At 61.8% G+C, this 19,681-nt stretch carries 15 protein-coding genes and 1 tRNA gene; 4 read left to right on the forward strand and 12 right to left on the reverse strand.

The annotated features are described in order from the left end of the window. Positions 1 to 140: 140 nt before the first annotated feature. The gene (locus EGJ68_RS04310) at positions 141 to 476 is read left to right on the forward strand and encodes a YegP family protein (protein WP_123033282.1); all 336 of its coding nucleotides are present in this window, start codon (positions 141 to 143) and stop codon (positions 474 to 476) included. A gap of 2 nt (positions 477 to 478) precedes the next feature. Here the strand turns inward: EGJ68_RS04310 and EGJ68_RS04315 are convergent, their stop codons facing one another. Both EGJ68_RS04315 and EGJ68_RS04320 read right to left on the reverse strand, forming a co-directional pair. Continuing rightward, positions 479 to 1,690 (reverse strand): EAL and HDOD domain-containing protein, encoded by a 1,212-nt coding sequence (locus EGJ68_RS04315; RefSeq protein ID WP_123033283.1) that lies wholly within the window; start codon positions 1,688 to 1,690, stop codon positions 479 to 481. An 82-nt stretch (positions 1,691 to 1,772) separates the two neighbouring features. After that, on the reverse strand, positions 1,773 to 4,079 hold the full coding sequence (locus EGJ68_RS04320; protein ID WP_123033284.1) for an arylsulfatase: 2,307 nt from the start codon (positions 4,077 to 4,079) through the stop codon (positions 1,773 to 1,775). Positions 4,080 to 4,277: 198 nt separating this feature from the next. Here EGJ68_RS04320 and EGJ68_RS04325 point away from each other — a divergent pair, with 198 nt between their 5' ends. Beyond that, positions 4,278 to 7,595, forward strand: coding sequence for a hybrid sensor histidine kinase/response regulator (locus EGJ68_RS04325; RefSeq protein ID WP_123033285.1), 3,318 nt, complete (start codon positions 4,278 to 4,280; stop codon positions 7,593 to 7,595). Continuing rightward, entirely contained in the window at positions 7,595 to 8,593 is a 999-nt protein-coding gene (locus tag EGJ68_RS04330; protein ID WP_123033286.1) for a response regulator, read from the forward strand. The genes EGJ68_RS04325 and EGJ68_RS04330 overlap by 1 nt, the downstream gene beginning before the upstream one ends. 14 nt (positions 8,594 to 8,607) lie before the next feature. Here the strand turns inward: EGJ68_RS04330 and EGJ68_RS04335 are convergent, their stop codons facing one another. The 7 genes from EGJ68_RS04335 to EGJ68_RS04365 form a co-directional block, all read right to left on the reverse strand. Further along, positions 8,608 to 9,267: an EthD domain-containing protein gene (locus tag EGJ68_RS04335; protein ID WP_123033287.1), complete on the reverse strand. Its 660-nt coding sequence runs from the start codon at positions 9,265 to 9,267 to the stop codon at positions 8,608 to 8,610. Positions 9,268 to 9,287: 20 nt separating this feature from the next. Further along, entirely contained in the window at positions 9,288 to 10,838 is a 1,551-nt protein-coding gene (locus EGJ68_RS04340) for an arylsulfatase (RefSeq protein ID WP_123033288.1), read from the reverse strand. A 112-nt stretch (positions 10,839 to 10,950) separates the two neighbouring features. Then, on the reverse strand, positions 10,951 to 11,382 hold the full coding sequence (locus EGJ68_RS04345) for a potassium channel family protein (RefSeq protein ID WP_123033289.1): 432 nt from the start codon (positions 11,380 to 11,382) through the stop codon (positions 10,951 to 10,953). Continuing rightward, positions 11,382 to 12,440, reverse strand: coding sequence for a DUF2955 domain-containing protein (locus tag EGJ68_RS04350; protein WP_123033290.1), 1,059 nt, complete (start codon positions 12,438 to 12,440; stop codon positions 11,382 to 11,384). Before EGJ68_RS04350 ends, EGJ68_RS04345 begins: the two co-directional genes overlap by 1 nt. Further along, positions 12,440 to 13,585, reverse strand: coding sequence for an HlyD family secretion protein (locus EGJ68_RS04355; RefSeq protein ID WP_123033291.1), 1,146 nt, complete (start codon positions 13,583 to 13,585; stop codon positions 12,440 to 12,442). The genes EGJ68_RS04350 and EGJ68_RS04355 overlap by 1 nt, the downstream gene beginning before the upstream one ends. Continuing rightward, positions 13,582 to 15,102: an efflux transporter outer membrane subunit gene (locus EGJ68_RS04360; RefSeq protein ID WP_233248665.1), complete on the reverse strand. Its 1,521-nt coding sequence runs from the start codon at positions 15,100 to 15,102 to the stop codon at positions 13,582 to 13,584. The genes EGJ68_RS04355 and EGJ68_RS04360 overlap by 4 nt, the downstream gene beginning before the upstream one ends. 9 nt (positions 15,103 to 15,111) lie before the next feature. Beyond that, positions 15,112 to 16,269, reverse strand: a complete 1,158-nt coding sequence (locus EGJ68_RS04365) for an AI-2E family transporter (protein WP_233248666.1) — start codon at positions 16,267 to 16,269, stop codon at positions 15,112 to 15,114. Positions 16,270 to 16,350: 81 nt separating this feature from the next. On the opposite strand from EGJ68_RS04365, the gene EGJ68_RS04370 reads away from it, so the two are divergent. Beyond that, positions 16,351 to 17,646, forward strand: a complete 1,296-nt coding sequence (locus tag EGJ68_RS04370) for an NADH:flavin oxidoreductase/NADH oxidase family protein (RefSeq protein ID WP_123033292.1) — start codon at positions 16,351 to 16,353, stop codon at positions 17,644 to 17,646. Between the two features lie 37 nt (positions 17,647 to 17,683). On the opposite strand, the gene EGJ68_RS04375 is transcribed toward EGJ68_RS04370, so the two are convergent. The 3 genes from EGJ68_RS04375 to EGJ68_RS04385 form a co-directional block, all read right to left on the reverse strand. Beyond that, positions 17,684 to 17,757, reverse strand: a tRNA-Gly gene (locus tag EGJ68_RS04375). A 50-nt stretch (positions 17,758 to 17,807) separates the two neighbouring features. Continuing rightward, positions 17,808 to 18,722, reverse strand: coding sequence for a cation diffusion facilitator family transporter (locus EGJ68_RS04380; RefSeq protein WP_158283490.1), 915 nt, complete (start codon positions 18,720 to 18,722; stop codon positions 17,808 to 17,810). 69 nt (positions 18,723 to 18,791) lie between these two features. Next, entirely contained in the window at positions 18,792 to 19,619 is an 828-nt protein-coding gene (locus EGJ68_RS04385) for a DUF429 domain-containing protein (RefSeq protein WP_123033293.1), read from the reverse strand. Positions 19,620 to 19,681 lie beyond the last annotated feature (62 nt).

A 19,681-nucleotide genomic window follows, 5' to 3' on the forward strand; every position in this document is an offset into this window, starting at 1 on the left:
TATCGTTATTGTATCGCCGCAGTATACCCAGCCTGCCAGTCATACCAAGCACTATATTGTGCCACGCGGTACGGGTAGTTGGCGCTAACGCAAAGCTGTATTAAGCTGAAAGCGTTCCACTCACAGGAGATGAGCATCCCATGGCCGGTAAATTCGACCTGAAGAAGAGCCCCAGCGGAAAATTCATGTTCAACCTGAAGTCCGGCAACGGGCAGATTGTGTTGACCAGCCAGTTGTATGACAGCAAGGCGGCCGCAGAAAAAGGCATCGCATCGGTGCGCAAGAACTCACCGGAGGAGGGCCGCTTTGAACGCAAGGTGGCGACCAATGGCGAGAGCTACTTTGTACTCAAGTCCGGCAACAGCCAGGTGATTGGCAAGAGCCAGATGTACAAGAGCAAGGCGGCGCTGGAGAATGGCATCGCCTCGGTGAAGAAAAACGGTGCCGACGCCGGGCTTGCTGACAACACCGTCTGACCTTATTCCAGCCCGGCCTGCCGGGCGGCAACATCGGCCCACTGTACAGCTGACATGTAAATGTCAGCGAGCGCCATGGCGTCGAGGTTGCGGAAGTCGACTGAGCCCGCGTCACCGGCTTCAAGGCTTAGTGCGCAGCTCAGCGCCCCGCCGCGGTCACCCTCACGGTTGATGAGAGCGTCCTGCATGTCTTCCGGCAGTGGCAGGTATTTGAGCGCCTCCTCCAGAGGCACATCAAGCAGGGCATCGAGCACTGAGAAGAGCCCCACGGTGAAGTAGCTGTCCGCGTTGGCGAGCCCACAGTGCTGTGCCAGCAGTTCACAGAGCCTGCCGCGTACCAGGCCCATGGTAACAATCTCATCGGCCTTGCCGTCTACGCCACTCATGATGTAGAGCACAACCCAGTTGCGGATCACGCCGCGCCCGAGATAGACAATGGCCTCCTTGATGGAGTCGATCTTTCGGTTCAACGCGTTGGCGGCGGAATTCACATAGGCCAATGCGCGGACGCTGAGGCCCACATCCTGGCTGATCAGTGATTGCAGCTCTTCGAGGTCGGTGTCTGGGTCGCTGATTCGAGCGAGCAGTCGTAACAGCGCAATCTTGTTCGTGGGCAGGCGTTTGCCGCTAACAATGCGCGGACGGGCGAAAAAATATCCCTGGAAGTAGTCAACGCCCAATGCTTTCAGGGTCTGGAATTCTTCCTCGGTCTCCACCTTCTCTGCCAGCACTTTGCAGTCGTGGGTCTTGATGCGCCCGATTTGCGCTGCCCAGGTTTCTTCCGGCATGGCGCGTATGTCGATCTTTACAGTGTCCACCAGTGGCATGAGGCGGTCGTAGCTTGCGGATTCGACAACGTCATCCAGCGCGATCTTAAAGCCGGTCTCGCGCAGCGACGCCACCCCGGCGAGCACGTCGTCATCGGGCACCACGTCCTCGAGGATTTCCAGCATCACACGCACGGGGTCGATGGGCAGGAGGTCGGGATCCAGCAGGAATTGCCGCGGTAGATTGATGAATGTGATGTGACCGCGCGACAGGCGATCGATGCCGATCTCCATTGCGTTGGTCAGTACCTGCGCGGTGGCTGCATCGTTGTCCATGTCTGTGGGAGCACTGTTCTCATTAGACGAGCGGAATAGCAGCTCGTAGGCATAGAGCTTGAGGTCTCGATCCAGAATCGGTTGCCGCGCGAGGAAGAAATGATTCTTCAAGAAACCCCTCCCTGTGTTTCTGTTGATGTATGTGCGGCGTGAGTATAGCTCAAGAGAGTTGATCGCGCCGCGTGGTCACGACTCAGCGCGGAGGCGCGGTGAGGATGTTGACACGGCGCAGGCTGGCGCCAGCAAGTGGATAGCCGATGGGACTGTCGGCGGGATAGGTGCCTGCAGGAGAGCCGGTATCCACGCCAACATCAAAGGTTTCATCAATGGAAAAAAAGCTCGGTGGCGTGGCTGCAATACCCGCCTCATCCACGGCCTTGCCATCGACCAGCAAGGTGAACTTGCCCCCTTTTGCATAACCGCCACCGTCGTAGGCAAAGTTCAGCGCAAGCTGCACGTCACCACTCACGGCGTCATCGCCCTGCAGCGTAATCTCGCCTTGCTCAAAGCTGCGATAGCGGAAAACAGGTCGCGATTGGTTGTCGAGGTACAGGCTCCAGCCGGCCACGGTGCCGCCCATGGTGGCAATGACGCCGCGCGGCTCTGGCCCGGTCAGGGTCGCTTCGAGTGACCAGGAGCGGTTGAAAAGTGGCGGCCCTTGCGTTTCGGGAATACCCACCGCCTCGGGCCCGTAGCTGAATTCGCTGCGTTGTCCCCGCAGGCTGGGAAGCGGGTGGCTGTTCATCGTATCCATGGCGCTGCGCAAGGGCAGAATGCCGAGTCGTCCGGCTTCTTTCTGGAACAGGGCCTGCAACTCGGTCAGCTTCTCTGGCCTGCTGTCGGCGAGGTTGTGGGCCTGACTGAAGTCTTCTTCGAGGTTGTAGAGCTCCCAGGGATCGTCCTCCATGGGGCTTGGTGCCCGCGGTACGCCTACACTCCAGGGCAGGCGCTGGTGAAAAGCGGAGGCCATCCAGCCCTCGTGATAGATGGCCCGGTTGCCGTTGACTTCAAACAGCTGGGTGGGATGGTGCTCTGGCGCCTTGTCCTGTGACAGGCTGGCAAGAAAACTGCTGCCGTCCATCGGGCGCTGGGCTACGCCTCTCACGGTCTCCGGGGCGCCAATTGCCAGCGCATCCAGAATGGTTGGTACCACGTCATTGACGTGGGTGAACTGCGAGCGCAGGCCACCGGCCCGCTCGCCCATGATCCGGGGCCAGCTGACCACCGCGCCCACACGGGTGCCGCCCAGGTGCGAGGCCACCTGTTTAACCCACTGGAACGGTGATGTCAGTGCCCAGCCCCAGCCCGCAGGATATTGCGGGTAGGTAGTTTCGTCGCCGATGCGGTCCAGCGCTGCGAGTTGTTGTTCGAGGGTCTCGGGCATGCCCTGCAGCGCGCCCATGTAATTGATGCTGCCATCAATGCCGCCCTCGGCGCTGCTGCCGTTGTCACCGGCAATGTAGATGAACAGAGTGTTGTCGAGCTGCCCGCGCTGGCGCAAGGCGCTGGTCAGGCGGCCCACCTGGGCATCCGTATGTTCGAGAAAACCCGCGTAGGTTTCCATCAGCCGCTCGGCAACCTGCTTTTGCTCAGGGGTCAGGCTGTCCCAGGCAGGCAGGGCCTCAGGTGCGGGAGTCAGTGCGGTATCAGCGGGCACCACGCCCAGCGCTTTTTGCCGTTCCAGGATAGCCTCGCGCATCTGGTTCCAGCCCGCGGAGAAGTGGCCCTCGTAGCGGCGGATCCAGGGCGCCGGCACCTGCAGCGGCGCATGTGTTGCACCGGGTGCCAGGTACACGAAGAAGGGCTTGCCGGGAGACAAAGACTGTACCAGGTCGACCCAGCCGATGGCCTGGTCCACAATGTCTTCGGTCACGTGGTAGCTGTCCCCCGCCGGGCGTCTCACTGCCGTCGTGCCGCGGTAGAGCGTGGGTTCGTACTGGTCTGTCTCTCCGCCCAAGAAGCCATAGAACGTGTCAAAACCGACGCTGGTGGGCCAGCGGTCAAAGGGGCCAATCGGAGACGATTCCCAGGCCGGGGTCAGGTGCCATTTGCCGAACGCGCCGGTGCTGTAGCCCTGCTCGCGGAGGATTTCCGCAATGGTGGCCGTTTCGGGGCGCAGCACACCCTGATAGCCGGGCAGCGTGCTGGCGGAGTTCAGCACCGCACCCACGTTGGCGGCGTGGGCATCGCGTCCGGTAAGCAGTGCAGCGCGTGTGGGTGAGCAGATGGCGGTGGTATGGAAGCGGTTGAAGCGTAACCCGCTTTGGGCCAGGGCATCCAGTGTGGGTGTTTCCACCGGGCCACCGAAGGTGCTGGTGGCGCCAAACCCCACGTCGTCCAGCAGTACGATGACAATATTGGGTGCATTGGGCGGAGGGGTCGGCAGTGTGACGGCCGCAGCAGTGCCGCTGGCGAACAGTGCCGTTGCCAGTACCCAGGAGGCCCACTGGCAGGCCTGTTGAGTGACTGGGTTGCCTGTCAGGCGTGATGAAATCCACATGGGGTCAAATCCTCTCGAGTCGGCATGTTATTAGAGTGCGCAGGCTACCACCACTTTTGCAACTGCCGGTATCGTGCCAAATCCCGGCGCGTTGCGCGCTCGCTCCAAGCACGTCGGTTTGCCTTTATTAGCTACCATTGATTTCCGCGTATTTTTGGTGAAACAATCAAGATCCTCGCCGTTCTGATAGGTGGCAATATGGGGCTCGGTAAACAGAAGCAGGGCGTGAGCTCCTCGGGGCGAGAGGCCTCAGGACTCTGGCGACTATTTCTGGGCAGTTTTATCCCTGCCGCGGCAGTCATTAGCCTGCTGTGCTTTGGCTGGATTCTATCGGAGCGTGAACGCACCAGTCAGCTGCTGGCTGCCAGGGACCAGGCTGCCCTGCAAACCCTGAACCTTGCGCTGCAGAACCAGCTCATCAACTACGCTAGCCTGGGCCAGTTTTTCACACAGATACCGGCTTTGGACGACTACGTTAGCAATCCTCAGCCGACACAGCTGGAACGGGTCGCTGAGCGATTTTACACCTTGGGCGGTGTTAGCGAGCGGATCTTGCAGTTACGCCTCATGGCCCCTTCGGGCCTTGAAATCCTTCGCTTCGATCGCGATGCCTCCGGACTGATGCGTGTTGCGCAGGCAGATTTGCAGGACAAGTCGGGGCGCCCATATTTCCGGCAGGCGGCCCGGCTGGGTGATGGTGAGTGGCTGGTGTCCCCGATTGAGCTCAATATGGAGCGTGGCGTTATCGATTATCCTCTGAAGCCAGTTATTCGTGTTGCGGCGCCACTGTTCCACGCAGGCGGGGATCTGCGCGCTGTTCTGGTGATTAATTTCGATGCGGCCAGCCTCTTGCGCGGCATTGAGAATGTGGATGACGCCATCGGCGACGTGCAGCTATTGAACAGCGAAGGCTATTGGCTCAAGGCGGCAGACGCTGAGCAGGAATGGGGCTTCATGTTTGGTCGTGAAATTAGCCTGGCGGCCCGCGCGCCCGCGATCTGGAACCAGTTGATGCAAGCGCCTCAAGGCGGTTTGCAGCGGGAGGGTCAGTCATGGAGTTGGTTGCAAGTAGTGCCTTTTGCCAGTTTCCCCATGGGCCGGCCGGAGCGGGCGGCGGGATTTCGTGCGGAGGTCCCCAGCACCGCGATACGCTGGTATCTATTGATCACGCGGCCCCAGCCGGGCGTTATGGTGGCGCTATGGCGGGACCACCGCTATATCGTTTGGCTTTATCTGATACTGCTTACTTTCAGCGTTGCGCAGAGCTACCGGCTGGCGCGAACGCAGCGCAACGAGGCGCGTCTGAATTCGCAGCTGGTGGATCAGGTGCAAATAGCGGAGGAGGCCGCGGAAGTGAAAGGGCGCTTCCTGGCGAACATGAGCCATGAGATTCGTACTCCAATGAACGCGGTATTGGGCATCGCCTATTTACTGGAAAAGCAGATGCTGCCAGCCGATGCCCGCAGCCTGGTCAATAAACTATCACTTTCTGGCAAATTACTGCTTGGCATCATCAATGACATACTCGACTTCTCAAAAATCGAGTATGGCACGTTCGAGCTGGAGCGAGAGCCCTTCCAGTTGAGTAAGGTGCTGGAGAGCCTGTCCAGCGCTATGGCCAGTCTCGCGCTGGACAAGGACATTGATCTGGCCATTGCGGCGCCTGCGGAGAATATCGATTGGTTGTTGGGGGATGGCCTGCGTCTTGAGCAGGTCCTTATGAACCTGGTGAGCAATGCCATTAAATTTACCGACTCAGGGTATGTGGGTCTGTCGGTGCGGGTGCTTTCAACCCGGGGCAAGAATACACGGCTGGAGTTCGTGGTACGTGATACGGGTATCGGCATATCCGCCGCGCAGCGCGAACGGTTGTTTCAGCCTTTCACGCAGCTCGACACCTCAGCTTCACGGCGCTTTGGCGGGACGGGCTTGGGGCTGACCATCAGCCAGCACTTGGTAAACCTCATGGGGGGTGAGATTCGACTGCAAAGCGGGGGGGGTGAGGGCACCGTTGCCTCTTTTGCCGTTGATTTCGAGCGCAAGGACGATATAGCCGCCTTTTTCAGCAACCTGCGGGTACTGGACATACTGATCGTAGACGACAACACGGTATCCCTCGAGGCACTGTGTGCAACCGCCCGCAACCTTGGCTGGCGTCCGGTTCCAGCAACATCAGGCGAACATGCGCTATTGGCATTGGAGCAACGCTCTGCACAAGGCGGCCACTTCGGAGTGGTCATTGTGGACTCGAGCATGCCCGGTATGGATGGCCTGGCAACTGCGGAGGCGATCAAGGCGCGTGTCCGTGAAGACGCCAACACGATTATTCTAATGGCAACGTCCTATGCCTTGGAGCATATGGAGGATACCTCAAGCAGTCCAGTGCTCAGCGGGGTGTTGCGCAAGCCGGTTTCACCTTCCGCACTTCATGAGGCTGTGATGTCGGCGACGTTTCCCCGTAGTGTTTTGCCATCGCTCTATGAACGCCCTTCGCTGACCCGTCTGGCCGGTCTGCGCGTGCTGGTTGTTGATGACAGTGACATCAATCGCGAAGTGGCGCGGCGCATTTTTGCGGGCGAGGGCGCCACCGTACACTTGGCCCACAACGGTCAACAGGCGCTGGACTGGCTACAGGTCAACCATGCCGAGGTGGATGTTGTGCTGATGGACGTGCAAATGCCGGTGATGGACGGTTATGAGGCAACGCGCGCCATTCGCGCCCATGCAGACCCACACCTCGCTGCCTTGCCGGTGATCGCACTCACCGCTGGTGCTTTCCAGTCCCAGCAGGACGAAGCCAAGGCCTGTGGTATGACAGACTACATTGCCAAACCACTGGATGTCGATGCGGCGCTGGCGAAACTCGCACACTATCTGTCTCCCGGTGAACAGCCACCTGCGCCACCGCATTCGACCGCAACTAACGCGGTAAGTAGCGACCACAGGGCTGCTCTGAACTTGCAGGCCGGTTTGAAGATCTGGCGCGAGCCGGTGGTCTATCAACAATACCTGCGCAAATTTGCGCGTGATTTTGCCCACGTGGCCGCCACTTTGGTCGCCCTGGATGCTGCGGCTGCAAAGTCACTGATTCACCGCTTGCGGGGAGCCGCTGCTAATCTGGGCCTGACCCACGTTGCCTGTTGTGCCGGTGAACTTGAAGAATGCATGATGGCTGGCGAAGATTGTGGGCCACGAATCGCGGCCCTGCAGGCGGCCTTGTCTGAAGCGATAGTCTTGATTTCAGCTTACGCAAGCAGCGTTCCCGAGACCGCCCCAACCCCGCAACAGGCTGCTAAGGTACTATCGGCGGCTACACGAGCACTGCTCGACGAGGTACTTGAAGCTCTGGCACTGGATGATCCGAGTACTGTCGAGCCACTGCTCGACCGACTGGCAAGTCGCCTACCCGAGCAGACGTTGGCCCCGGTAAAGACCGCCGTGGAGAACTTCGATTTCCGGCAAGCGGAGCAGGCAGTGCTAATGATCGTGGAAACGTATTCCGAGGAGACTCGCTAATGCACGTGAATAATGGACCTTTGCTGATTGTGGATGACGAACCGCAGAATTTGGCGGCCATGCGACAGGTGTTGGAGGGAGAGTATCCGCTAGTGTATGCACGCAACGGCGCCGGCGCTCTGGAGGCCGTGGCGAAGCATGCCCCCTCAATGATACTGTTGGACATCCAGATGCCTGATATGGATGGCATCACTGTTTGCCGTCGTCTCAAGGAATCACCTGTTTCGGCATCCATCCCGATCATTTTCGTCACTGCACTTTCCGCCGACTTCGATGAGGCCGCAGGCTTTGCGGCAGGTGCCGTGGACTACCTGACCAAGCCCATTTCACCGGCAATCGTACGCGCTCGGGTTCGTACTCACCTGTCTCTGGTGACTGCGGCCAAGCTGGAGGAGAGCTATAACGAGTCCATTTTCATGCTGGCCGCTGCCGGCGAGTTCAAGGATACGGAGACGGGTGTACATATCTGGCGAATGGCCGCGTATGCCAAGGCGCTGGCCGATACCATCGGCTGGTCGGAAGAGCTGAGCAAGCGTTTACGTTTGGCTGCGCCAATGCATGATATGGGCAAGATCGGTATTCCCGACGCAATTCTGCGCAAGCCGGGCAAGCTGGACGCGGATGAATGGGGCGTGATGCAGCGTCACTGCGAGATCGGCCATGAGATCCTGTGCAAAGGTTGTTCACCGGTGATGGCCATGGCGGCCGAAATTGCTCTGTGTCATCACGAACGGTGGGACGGCACAGGCTATCCTCGCAAGTTACAGGGTAGCGCGATACCCGAAAGCGCGCGGATCGTTGCGTTGGCGGATGTGTTTGACGCGCTCACCATGGACCGGCCCTACAAGACTGCCTGGCCGATCGAGCGTGCGGTCGAAGCCATGTTGGCCGAGCGTGGCAAGCACTTCGAGCCACGGCTGCTGGATGCGTTTGAGCACATCCTGCCGCAGATTTGCGAAATAAAGGCCAACTGGGATGATACACACCTGCCGCACTGACCGCTTCAGCGTGCTTACCCGGTTTCCGGCTGGTAGAGCTCACGCAGTAAGTCCGGCGGGCTTTCACACACCTCGGTCAACAGGATTCCGCTCAACTCGATGCCGGCGGGCGGCTCGCCGGGTTGCACAGTGTTGTCGTCTTTCAACCACACGCTGAGCAGCGCCTCGTAGGGGAAGGCATTGCCCCCCCCCGGGGCCTGAGCAGATGCGCTGTCCATGGTGACGCGCAGTACCTGTTCATGATCGGCCAGTTGTCGACCCCAGGCGGCAACGCTGTCGGCAAAGGTTCCTCCGGCCCCGGTAATCGGCTTCAACAGCAGCATCTGCCGCAAGCGCCCGGGCGCTTCAACATCGCGTGGAGGCCCCGCAAGCAACACTTCTTCCGCGCCGGCCGGGCGTATCAAACGCTGCTCCATGAAGCGGCGCTCGTCAGCGTCGAGTATTTCTCTCACGCGGCCACTGTGCACCCCGGCTACATCCAGGTCCGGGGCGAAGAAGAACTCGGTGATAACGTCAAAGTCGACCGCAGGCGAGGCAGAGAGCACATGGTTGCGGACGTACTTGGCGAAGGGGAAATAGCGACTACCCAACCGTGAGTGGTTGTTCTCGTAATAGTCGCGAAAGGCCTCCGGGCTGGTGCCCGAAAGGCGACTGAGCAGGCAAATGGATTTCATGCGTAAGCTCCAGGCGCGCGTTAGCGCGCCCCCTCCCTGAATCGCTCCATTTCCTGGTCAATGGTAAAGGAAGCCGGGCGCTGGCGCGGTGGGAACTCCTGGAATGTGGCCAGGAACTGGCGCACGAGAATCGCACCGGGAAGTCCGCGCGCAGCAATTTTCTTGTCCCACCAGCGGTTGTACATGTTGGAGTCGGTATCCGCCCGCTCAAAGGGGTCCTGGCGAAGGTTGAATACCTTCGGTATGCGCAACTGCACGAACGGGTCGCGCCACACATCGAAGCGGTTCGCACGCTGCTCGGCAAAGACCAGTTTCCAGTCGCCATCCCGTACCGCCAGCAGGTCGCCATCGTCGCTCGCATAGAAGAACAGCTTGCGTGGGCCCTCTTGCACTTCACCCGTTAGGTAGGGCAGGAAATTGTAGCCATCGAGGTGCACTTTGTAGGTTTTGCCGCCCGCCCTGTGACCATCCAGCAAGTCGGCTTTGATATCGGGATCTCCCGCCGCCGCCATGAGGGTGGGCACCCAGTCGAGATGCGACATGATCTCGTTGGAGATGCTGTTGGCGGCCACTTCGCCAGGCCAGCGCACAATGGCGGGGACGCGGAAGCCGCCTTCCCAGTTGGTGTTCTTTTCGCCGCGGAAGGGCGTGATACCGGCATCCGGCCACTGGTTGTAGTGCACACCGTTGTCTGTGGTGTAAATCACGATGGTATTGTCGGCAACGCCGAGCTCATCGAGCTTGGCGAGCAGGGTTCCCACGTGGTTGTCGTGCTCGACCATGCCGTCGTTGTAAAAGCCCTGGCCGGAAAGGCCACTGCTTTCACTCTTCAGGTGCGTGTAGTAATGCATGCGTGTGGAGTTGAACCAGACAAAGAAGGGCTTGTCACTGGCGTGTGCGCGATCCATGAAGTTCAGTGAGGCGGCGAGGAACTCTTCATCCACCGTTTCCATGCGCTTGCGGTTCAGCGGCCCGAGGTCTTCTATCTTGCCATCGGCATTCGAGCGAATAACACCGCGCGGGGTGATCAGCCGCGTGATTTGTGGATCGGTCGGCCAGGCTGGGTCTTCCGGGGCCTCCTCGGCGTTCAGGTGGTAGAGGTTGCCGAAGAATTCATCGAATCCGTGGTTGGTGGGCAGGAATTCATCCCGGTCACCGAGGTGGTTCTTGCCGAACTGACCGGAGGTATAACCCAGTGGTTTGAGCAGTTCGGCAAGCGTTGGGTCCTCCGGCTGAATACCGACATCGGCTCCGGGTACACCCACTTTGGTGAGCCCCGTGCGCAATGGATGCTGCCCGGTGATGAAGGCAGAGCGTCCCGCCGTACAGCTCTGTTCACCGTAGTAGTCCGTGAAGATCATGCCTTCGTTGGCGATGCGGTCAATGTTGGGCGTCTGGTAACCCATCATGCCAAGGCTGTATTTGCTGATGTTGGTGATACCGATGTCGTCGCCCATGATGACCAGAATATTGGGCCGTTCGGCGGCGGATGCGCTGGCAGCCAGGCCCATCAGCAGGGTGGCGCAGAGAGCCGGTAGTAGCCCGGCGGGGCGCGTGAGTCGTGGGCGCATTATTATTCTCCAGTGTGTGAATGCTATGGCGGCCGTGCGATGGCAGCGCCTCGCAAGGCTGGTTGAAGGGTATGGGCTCGCTGTAGAGCTGTCAACGAATGCCACGCGCCAGCTACTCGGGCACCGCCAGCCACTGGTGCAGCGCTTCGTTGAAAGCGCGCGACAGGGCGGCGGTGGAGACGCCAATCATCAGGGCGCCGTTGATCGCCTCCAGCGGCCCAAGCAAGCGCCGCTCGGGTGACATGACGATATCGCCGTAACCCAACGTCGCGAAGTTGACCGCGGAGTGATAGACCGCGTCGCCCAGCGTGGCAAATTCTCCCAGTGCGTAGAACAGCAGTGCCCAGGCGGTGAACTGCAGTGTATTGCCGGCGATAAGGATCAGCATCAGCCCGCTGGTGACGCGCATGGCCGACAGAAAAGCAGATTGCGCACGGTGGCGGCGCTGGTGAATGTAGTAGCGCAAAGCGGCAACCACGAGCAAACCCTGCAGTAACAGGCAGAGGCTCATCATGGTGAGGCCGAGCAACAGGTTTTGCAGCATTAGCTCACTCCCTTGCGTAGCGGTGAATGTGGCCGGCGCTGAGCGATTGCGCGGCGCACCCTTTCCAGAGACGACATGGCCAGTACGGCATAGGCGGTAACGGCGAGAAACAGTGCCATGCGCACGGCAAACGCCCGGAATACGTCGTTGCCCTGTGCGCTGTCCTGAACTGCGGCCCCCAGCAGAATGATCAGCGTGGTCAGCGTATTGATCCAGAATGTCGGTGGCAGGCGTGAAGGCAGTGCGCCGTAGGTCCCGGCAGCCAGCGCGAGGCTCACAAGCACTATCCAACCGGTAAAGAACCAGAGGTTTGGCGCCAGCTGCAGACAGCACCAGACCAGCACCGCGCAGATGCCTCCCAGAGCCGTGGAACCGATCAACTCGCGCCCGGCTGTGCGCAGGGCCGTGTTGGTCGCCTCGCGGCCCAGCAGGATGCTCTTCACGGTCACGGGCAGGTACAGTGCCGGGTTGGTCAGTGTGAGCAGAAATGCCGGCATTACAATAAGCGTGGCGCGCAGTGAGAGCCATCGGGCTTGTGGCGCAGAGCTGGGTTTCGCGGCTGTCGCGGGGCTTGTGTGGTCCTCTGGAAACAGCGGATAGGCAATCCAGTGCGCCACTACGGCGATGGCAATGCCGGCGGCCAGTGCCGTAATGACCGCACTGGCCAATGCCTGGCTGACCGCGCTGGTCGCCGGTATTACAGTCAACCCGAGTGCCAGCAATGTGGCGGGCGTTTCCTGCCCGCGCTCCAGTGCCATCTGGCTGCTGGCGAACAGCCCCGCTGTGATCAGCAGCAGCGCAGAGATGGGCGCGTATTGCAGTAGTGGGCCGAGTAGCACGCCCAGGCCAAGTGTGACGACCACCAGGGCGATCAGCATCAGCAGTTGCCGCGGACCGGGTGGTGGTGCTGGTTTGGCGCCCAGCAGCACTGCGAACAAAGGGGCAATGTAGGGCAGCGGCACACCTAAACCGTAGCCGAGCGCGAGCGCAATGCCCACGCCGGCGGCAAGGCGGAAGCTGCGACGTGCGGCGATAGGCAGCAACCGGTTCGTTGGCATCAGTAGGCGTAGGACAGCAGGCTGAGCAGGCGGATGTACAGCTTGCCCAGTGCGCCGAGAACGCCATGGCCCTCGGTATAGGCGATGACCGAGGCCTGGCCACCAATGCGCAGCTGACGCATCACACTCGGCTCCAACGGCGTGTCAAAAGCGACCTGCACCGGGAAGCGCTGTGCCTGGCGCAGCCAGTCGCGGCTGTTCTGCACACTGGGCAAGGCGCCCGGGGGTGTGCTGCCGCCGGCGCTCACTCCGACGCCAATGTTGCGAATGGAGCCGCGCAGAATGCGCCCTGGCAGGGCGTCGAGGAGGATCTCAACACGCGTCCCCGGGCGCAGGTTGCCGAGGTTGTTTTCGGTAAAGGCCGCGTTGATCCACACATCGTCGACGGCGATCAGGGTCATGACCGGAGTGCCGGTGCCGGCGAACTGGCCGACTTCAGCGCGCAGGTCGGTGATCACCCCCGCCGACTCGGCAACCACCGTGGTGTTGTCGACATCCAGCTGTGCCCGTGCGACGCCGGTTCTGGCTGACTGCAGGAGCGCGTTGTCCGCTTCCGAGTCACCCCCTTTCTGTTCTATGGCGCGTTGAATGTCCGCGGCCGCTGCGGCGACTTGGGCGCTGGCCTGCTCCAGACCTGCGGCCGATACCTCCAGACGGCGCTCGGAGATGGTGCCCGGGTCTTCCTCGCGCAGGCGCTTGAGCCGCGTGTAGTCCTGACTTGCCTGCAGCTCACCGGCCAGCGCGGCGCGCAATTTGGCGCGCGCGGCCTCCACCGAGGCGTTGCCGGCTTCCACCTGTTTTACCGCGTTTGCGAGCTCGGATTGCGCGCGTTGCAGGGCCAGGCCGTACTGGTCCTGATCGATGCTGAACAGCACTTGCCCGGCACTCACGCGCGCGTTGTTCTCCACGGCAACCTCGGTGATGATGCCGGCGACCTTGGGCGCTACGCCAACCACATACCCCTCAACGCGAGCCTGTGAGGTATACGGGGTGAAGCGGTCGGCAAGCAAGTACCAGCCCAGACTCGCGAGCAGCAGGACAAGCACCCCAATGCCACCGCGGGCAACGCTGCGCCCGGGTTGCTCGGCCACTGCGGTGTCGGGGGCTTCGTCACGTGCCTCATCGCTGTGCTGTGTTTCGTTCATGGCGTGTTATCCGGGTCCTGGGGCAGCGGGGCGTCAAGCAATTCGCCCCAGTCGGTGCGCTCGCGCATCGTCTCGCGTAGCGCGGCGGGCAAAAGGGTCGCGTTGTCGGCCGCGGTCCAACCACCGCCCAGCGCGCGATAGAGATCGATAACCGCCGCCACATGCTGCCCGCGGTTGATGACTGCACGGTCCGACTGAGCGAAGGTCACCGCCTGCGCATCCAGTACGCGCTGGAAGCTGGAGTATCCTTCCTGATAACGGCGGGTTGCAATGGTCAGGGAGCGTTCGGCTGCGACCAGCGACTGGTCGAGAATATCCTGTGTATCGCGGGTGCGGGCAATGCGGCTGGCGGCATCGTCCATTTCGCGAGCGGCATTGAGTGCTGTGCCTCGGAAACGCTCCAGCGCCTGTTGCAGGCGCGCATCCTGTGCGCGCACGCTGTTCTCGATGCGTCCGTAGTTGAACAGGTTCCAGCTCACACTTGGCCCCATTGCCAGCTGAGTTGTTTCGCCCAGGATCTTGAGGCTGTTGTCGCTCCAGCTGAGCACGCCGAACAGCGATATGGCGGGGTACAGATCAGCCTGCGCAATGCCCACTTGAGCGGATTGGGCCGCGGCTTGCCATGCGGCGGCGCGAACATCCGGCCGGCGCAGCAGAAGTTGCGCTGGGATGGCGGTCAGGGCGCCTGGCTCCAGCACGGGCAATTGGCTGTTCACCGCAGAGAGCTCAGGCACATTACCGGGCGCGCGACCCAGCAGCGCGCCCAGTGCGTTGCGGGTCTGGGTGAGGTCGAGCTGCAGGCCGGGAATGGTTGCCAGGGTGGCAAGATACTGCGACTTTGCCTGTTGCAGGTCGAGTTCGGAGTCCTGCCCCCGTTGAAATCGCCGCTCGGTAATTTGGTAGCTGCGTTCCTGCAGGGCCACGTTACGTTCGGCGATTTCGATGCGCTGCAAGGTTGTCTTGTAGTTGAAGTACAGTGTGGCGAGCTGCGCAGTGAGCAGTACCTGCGCATCACGTTGCGCGGCGAGCGAGGCGAAGTAGGCGGCGTCTGCCGACTCAATGCCACGCCGGAAGCGCCCCCAGAAATCCAGCTCCCAGCCCAGATTGAAGGCGAGTTCGCCGCTGCTCAGGTCCCGTGTGTCCCCGCCCGCCCGATGCTGGTTGACCCACGCCGCATTGCCACTGAGCGTTTGCACTTGCGGGTAGCTCAAGCCGGTCGCGATACCCGCGAGCGCGCGGCTCTCCAGAATGCGCAGGCCAGCGATGCGCAGTGAGGGGTTCTCCGTGCGGGCGACACGCATGAGCTCACTGAGTGTGGGGTCGCTGAACTGTGCCCACCAGGCATCCAGTGTGACCGGCCCGGTGGCGGTGCTGGCGGGCGATTCACCATATAACTGTGGTTGCCAGTCCTGCAGCCAGTCCTGTTCGGGTTCCTGAAAATCCGGCCCCAATGGGGCGCAGGCGGCAATGCTGAGCAGCCCGAGCACGGCGGTCACATGGCGCAACGAATTCAACACCGATGGACCTTACCCGTTTGGTTCGGCGGGCGGGTCGGCGGGACGCGTTTCATTTACCCAGGCCATAAATACCTGGTAGGCCATGGCGAGAATAACGGCACCGGCGAAGAGGCCGATGAGGCCACTGCTCAGCATGCCGCCCAGTGCACCCAGCAACACGATGGGCATGGGCACGGCAACGCCGCGGGCAAGGAACATGGGCTTCAACACGTTATCAGCCAGCCCGGCGATCACAAGGTAGATTGTGAGGAGGGTGTTCACCATTGTTGAGCCATCACCGGCGGCCCAAACCCAAGTGATGGCCGGTATCGTGAACAAGGCGGCTGGCACCTGCACAATGCCGAGAAGCAGCGCGGCGACCGCGAGAATACCGGGTATCGGGATGCCCGCCAGCAGAAAGCCTACACCCAGTAATAAGGCCTGGATGAAAGATACGCCAACAACGCCCATGGCGACTGAACGCACGGTGGCCACAGACAGCGTATGCAAATCATCCCCAACCTGTTCACCGCAGATTCGGCGAAAGATACGCTGGGTAGTGGATGCGCCCGGCTGGGCATAGGCCATCATCACACCCGCAATGATAAAAGAGGCCAACAGGGACAATAAGGTACCTACCCCCCCCAGCAAGGCTGAGGCGGCGCGACGTGTGGTATCACGCAGCTGCTGCTGGTGTTCACCGATAAACTCGGCAAGGTTCGCTGACGCGGATTGCCAGGTGGCGTGGATTTGTGCGCCTACCAGAGGCCATTCGGCAACGTGGTCGCCGGGTGGTGGCAGGTGAAATGTCCCGTTCATCACTGCGCCGTAGGCACGCAGCATGTCGTCGATAAACGACATGCCGAGCATGACCGTGGGCGTGCCCAGCAAGGCGAGAATGGCCAGCACCAGTAGCGTTGCAGACCAGCCGCCGCTGATGCCCAGCCTGGTGGCGATCCAGCGGGTAATGGGGTAAAGCGCAATCGCAAGTACCACGGCCCAGATCATCAGCGCGGCGAAGGGAGCGAACACGCGCATGGCAAGCCAGGCCAGCAGCGCCGCCAGCCCCAGTCGAATAACAAGGTCGACCACAGGGGTTTGTGAAGGGGGAGTGGGTAGTGTGGTCATCAGGGGCTCGTCCTGGCAGCGGTTGCTGTTACTGTTCTTCTGGGCATTGCCGCGGGTCATGCAACTTGAGTCTTGCAACATAGCGAAAAATGACGCTCGATACCATGACAAACACATGACCCGCACCGGAAACTCGCCACCATGACCGACTTGCTTGCCACCTCTCTTGACCTGCCCTGCGGCCTGCAGCTGCCGAACCGTATCGCCAAGGCCGCCATGACGGAGGGCCTGGCAACCCCAGATGGGGTGCCGACACCGGCATTGAGCCAGCTCTATCAGCACTGGGCCGCCGGTGGTGCCGGCTTGCTGCTGACCGGCAATGTGATTGTCGATCGCAACCACCTGGAGCGACCCGGCAACGTGGTAGTTGATGGCGAGCCCGATGCTGTCATGCGTGAGGCGCTGGCTGGCTGGGCGCAGGCGAGCACAGCGGGCGGCAATCTCGCCTGGGTGCAGCTGAGCCACGCGGGTCGACAGACCATGAAGTCGGTCAATAAACACCCGCAAGCGCCATCCGCGGTCCAGCTGGGATTGCCCGGTGGCCAGTTTGGCACACCAGTGGCACTTGCCACCGAAGAGATGGCCGGTCTGGTGCAGCGGTTTGCCATCGCCGCGCGCGCTGTCTGTGAGGCGGGTTTCAGCGGCGTTCAGGTGCATGCAGCGCACGGCTATTTGCTCTCGCAGTTTCTCAGTCCCCGCAGCAACCAACGCCGCGACGCGTATGGCGGTAGCCTGGAGAATCGCGCCCGCCTCCTGCTGCAGGTGGTGGCCGCTGTGCGCGAGGCGGTTGGCCCCCGCGCCGCCGTAGCCGTCAAGCTGAACAGTGCGGATTTCCAGCGCGGTGGTTTTAATTTCGACGACAGCTTGCGGGTCGCGGGGTGGCTGGAGGCGGCGGGTGTCGACCTGATCGAGATTTCCGGTGGCACCTATGAACAGCCCCGCCTGCTTGGGGTGGAGGGTCTGGAGGCGCCCGATCCGCAGGGAGTGGCGGCCTCCACCCTGGAGCGAGAGGCCTATTTTGTTGACTTTGCGCTGGCCATGCGGCGTGAGGTGAATGTGCCACTGATGGTGACAGGCGGCTTTCGCACACGCGCTGCGATGCAGGCGGCGCTGGCATCTGGCGGCGTCGACGTGATCGGCCTGGGTCGGCCGATGTGCCTGCAGCCGGATGCGCCCGCGCGCTTGCTGGCGGGCGCCGCTGCGGTTCCTCGCTATGAAGAGGGCCTGGGGCTGCTACCGGGTTGGATGCATGCCTTGAAACGCGTCAAAACCATAAAGACGCTGGATACCTTTGCGGCACAGTATTGGTTCTATGCGCAACTGGACGCATTGGGCAAACGTGGTGCGGTGGAGCCGGAGCTGTCGGTGTTGCGCGGGGCGCTGCGGGTGGCGATTGAGCAGCAGCGTTTATTGCGTGGGCGAACCCGGGTGGATTGAAGTCACGCGTTGCTGGTTCTTCAGCAGTGCGGAAAGTTGGAGCGGGTGATGGGAATCGAACCCACGCTATCAGCTTGGGAAGCTGAAGTTCTGCCATTGAACTACACCCGCTTGGGCGACGTGATGGTAGCCTGAAGCGGGAGTGGCGTCAAAGCCGCACGCTACTGTAATTGCTCGTCCTGTTGCACTTCCACAATGCCTGCGGGGTCCTGGTGGATCACCACATCGGCACCCGGCATGGCCGCGATGACCGCGGCTTCCACTTCGTCGGAGATCCGGTGCGCCTTGACCAGGGGCATGCTGCCGTCCAGTTCCAGGTGCATCTCCACGAAGTCGATGCGCCCGGCGCTCCGGGTGCGCAAGTCGTGCACCCCACGGACTTCGGGATGGCCCTCAGCAATGGCAATGATCTGCGCACGGTGGCTGTCGGGTAGCTCCCTGTCGACCAGTTCGTTGAAGGCGGAGCGCATGATGCTGCGCGCCGACCAGAGGATGTAAAGTGCAGCGGCAATGGCGAACAGCGGGTCGGTGCCGGGCCAGCCAAACTGTGCGAGCAACAGGGCCACCACCACGCCGGAGTTGGTCAGCAGGTCTGTGCGGTAGTGCAAGGCATCCGCGCGGATGGCCGCCGAGTTTGTGCGGCGTATCACGTAGCCCTGGAAAACGAGCAGCACGGCGGTGGCTGCGATGGTGATCAGCATCACGGCGAGGCCCACGCCAAATGCGCCGATGGGTTCAGGCTGCAGCAGCCGCCTGCAGGCCTCCACCAGCAGCAGCAGGCCGGAAACGATAATGAATGCGCTCTGTGCCAGCGCCGCAATCGACTCGGCCTTGCCGTGCCCGAAGCGGTGCTGACGATCGGCGGGCTCCAGGGCATAGCGCACGGCGAACAGGTTGAGCAGAGAAGCCCCGGAATCCATCAGTGAGTCCACCAGCGACGCCAGTATGCTCACCGAAGAGGTCTGCCAGTAGGCGACGCTCTTGGCCAGTATCAGCACCGTGGCGACGGTAACCGAGGCATACGTCGCCATCTTCATCAGACGCGCGGCCTGTTCGGGTGATGTCGGGGCGTTCATGAGTGTGGGTGTCCGCTGCGGGGGTGGTCGGGCAGCAGGATAGAGCAGCAGCGCGGCATTGGCAAAGAATCAACCCTGTCCGGGCTGTGCCAGGCCAGGGTCTGCGATCCAGCCCTCGAGGGTGTCAGTGCTGGCAGGCAGGCCAAACTGTGGTGGGCCCTGACGCCATGCCCAGGCCGCCTGAATGGCGCACAGCAGGGCATCCAGCGTATCGGCGCCGGGGTCGTCTGCCAGTGTATCCGGGGCGCTCACGCGCAGCCCATAGCGGTCCTGCACGGCTGCGCCGCGCACGGCGTGCAGCAGGTCACGGCGGGCCTGTGTCTGCGCCGCTGTCTGTTTGCTGCGGGTATCCTGCTTATAGCTGCGCCGGCCAATACAGTGCCTTGCCAGCAGGCCGGGGTAGGCTTCTACCGCAATGCGGCCCGGATCGCCGCGCTGCAGACCCGCCACTGTCACCCCGGATGCCAGCAGCCGCGGCGCGCCCTCGAAGAACATCAAGCCCACCGGTACACCGTAGAGTTTTTGCGGACTGATGGCGCCCGCCAGCGCATCGCTCTGGCGCCGGTGCTCGCGGTCCCCTGCCGCCCGGCCGCGGCGATAGTCATCCAGCGCACTGCGAAAGCCGGCCCGCCCGAGCCCTTGCGCCAGGCCCACGTAGTCTGCCCATTGCTCGGGCCAACCGATGTTGCGGATGAAGCGGCGTGCTTGCCCGAAGGGGAAGTCCAGCCCCGCAATCCAGGGGCCGGGCCGCTCGAGGAGCGCTTCAAACGCCTCGAAGCTCTCCAGCCGGTGTAGCGCGCCTGCTTCGAGATGGTCACCCAGCAGTGTGCACTGCAGCGCGGTAATGGGCTTGGCCCGGCGCGGGCGGCTGGTGAAATCGATGCCCAGAATCTGCATTGGCTGTGGCGTCTCCGTACGGTAGCTGTGCCTGTCATATTAAACCGATCAAACTGTGCGCG

This window comes from Haliea alexandrii (assembly GCF_003719295.1).
GTDB classification, from domain to species: domain Bacteria; phylum Pseudomonadota; class Gammaproteobacteria; order Pseudomonadales; family Halieaceae; genus Haliea; species Haliea alexandrii.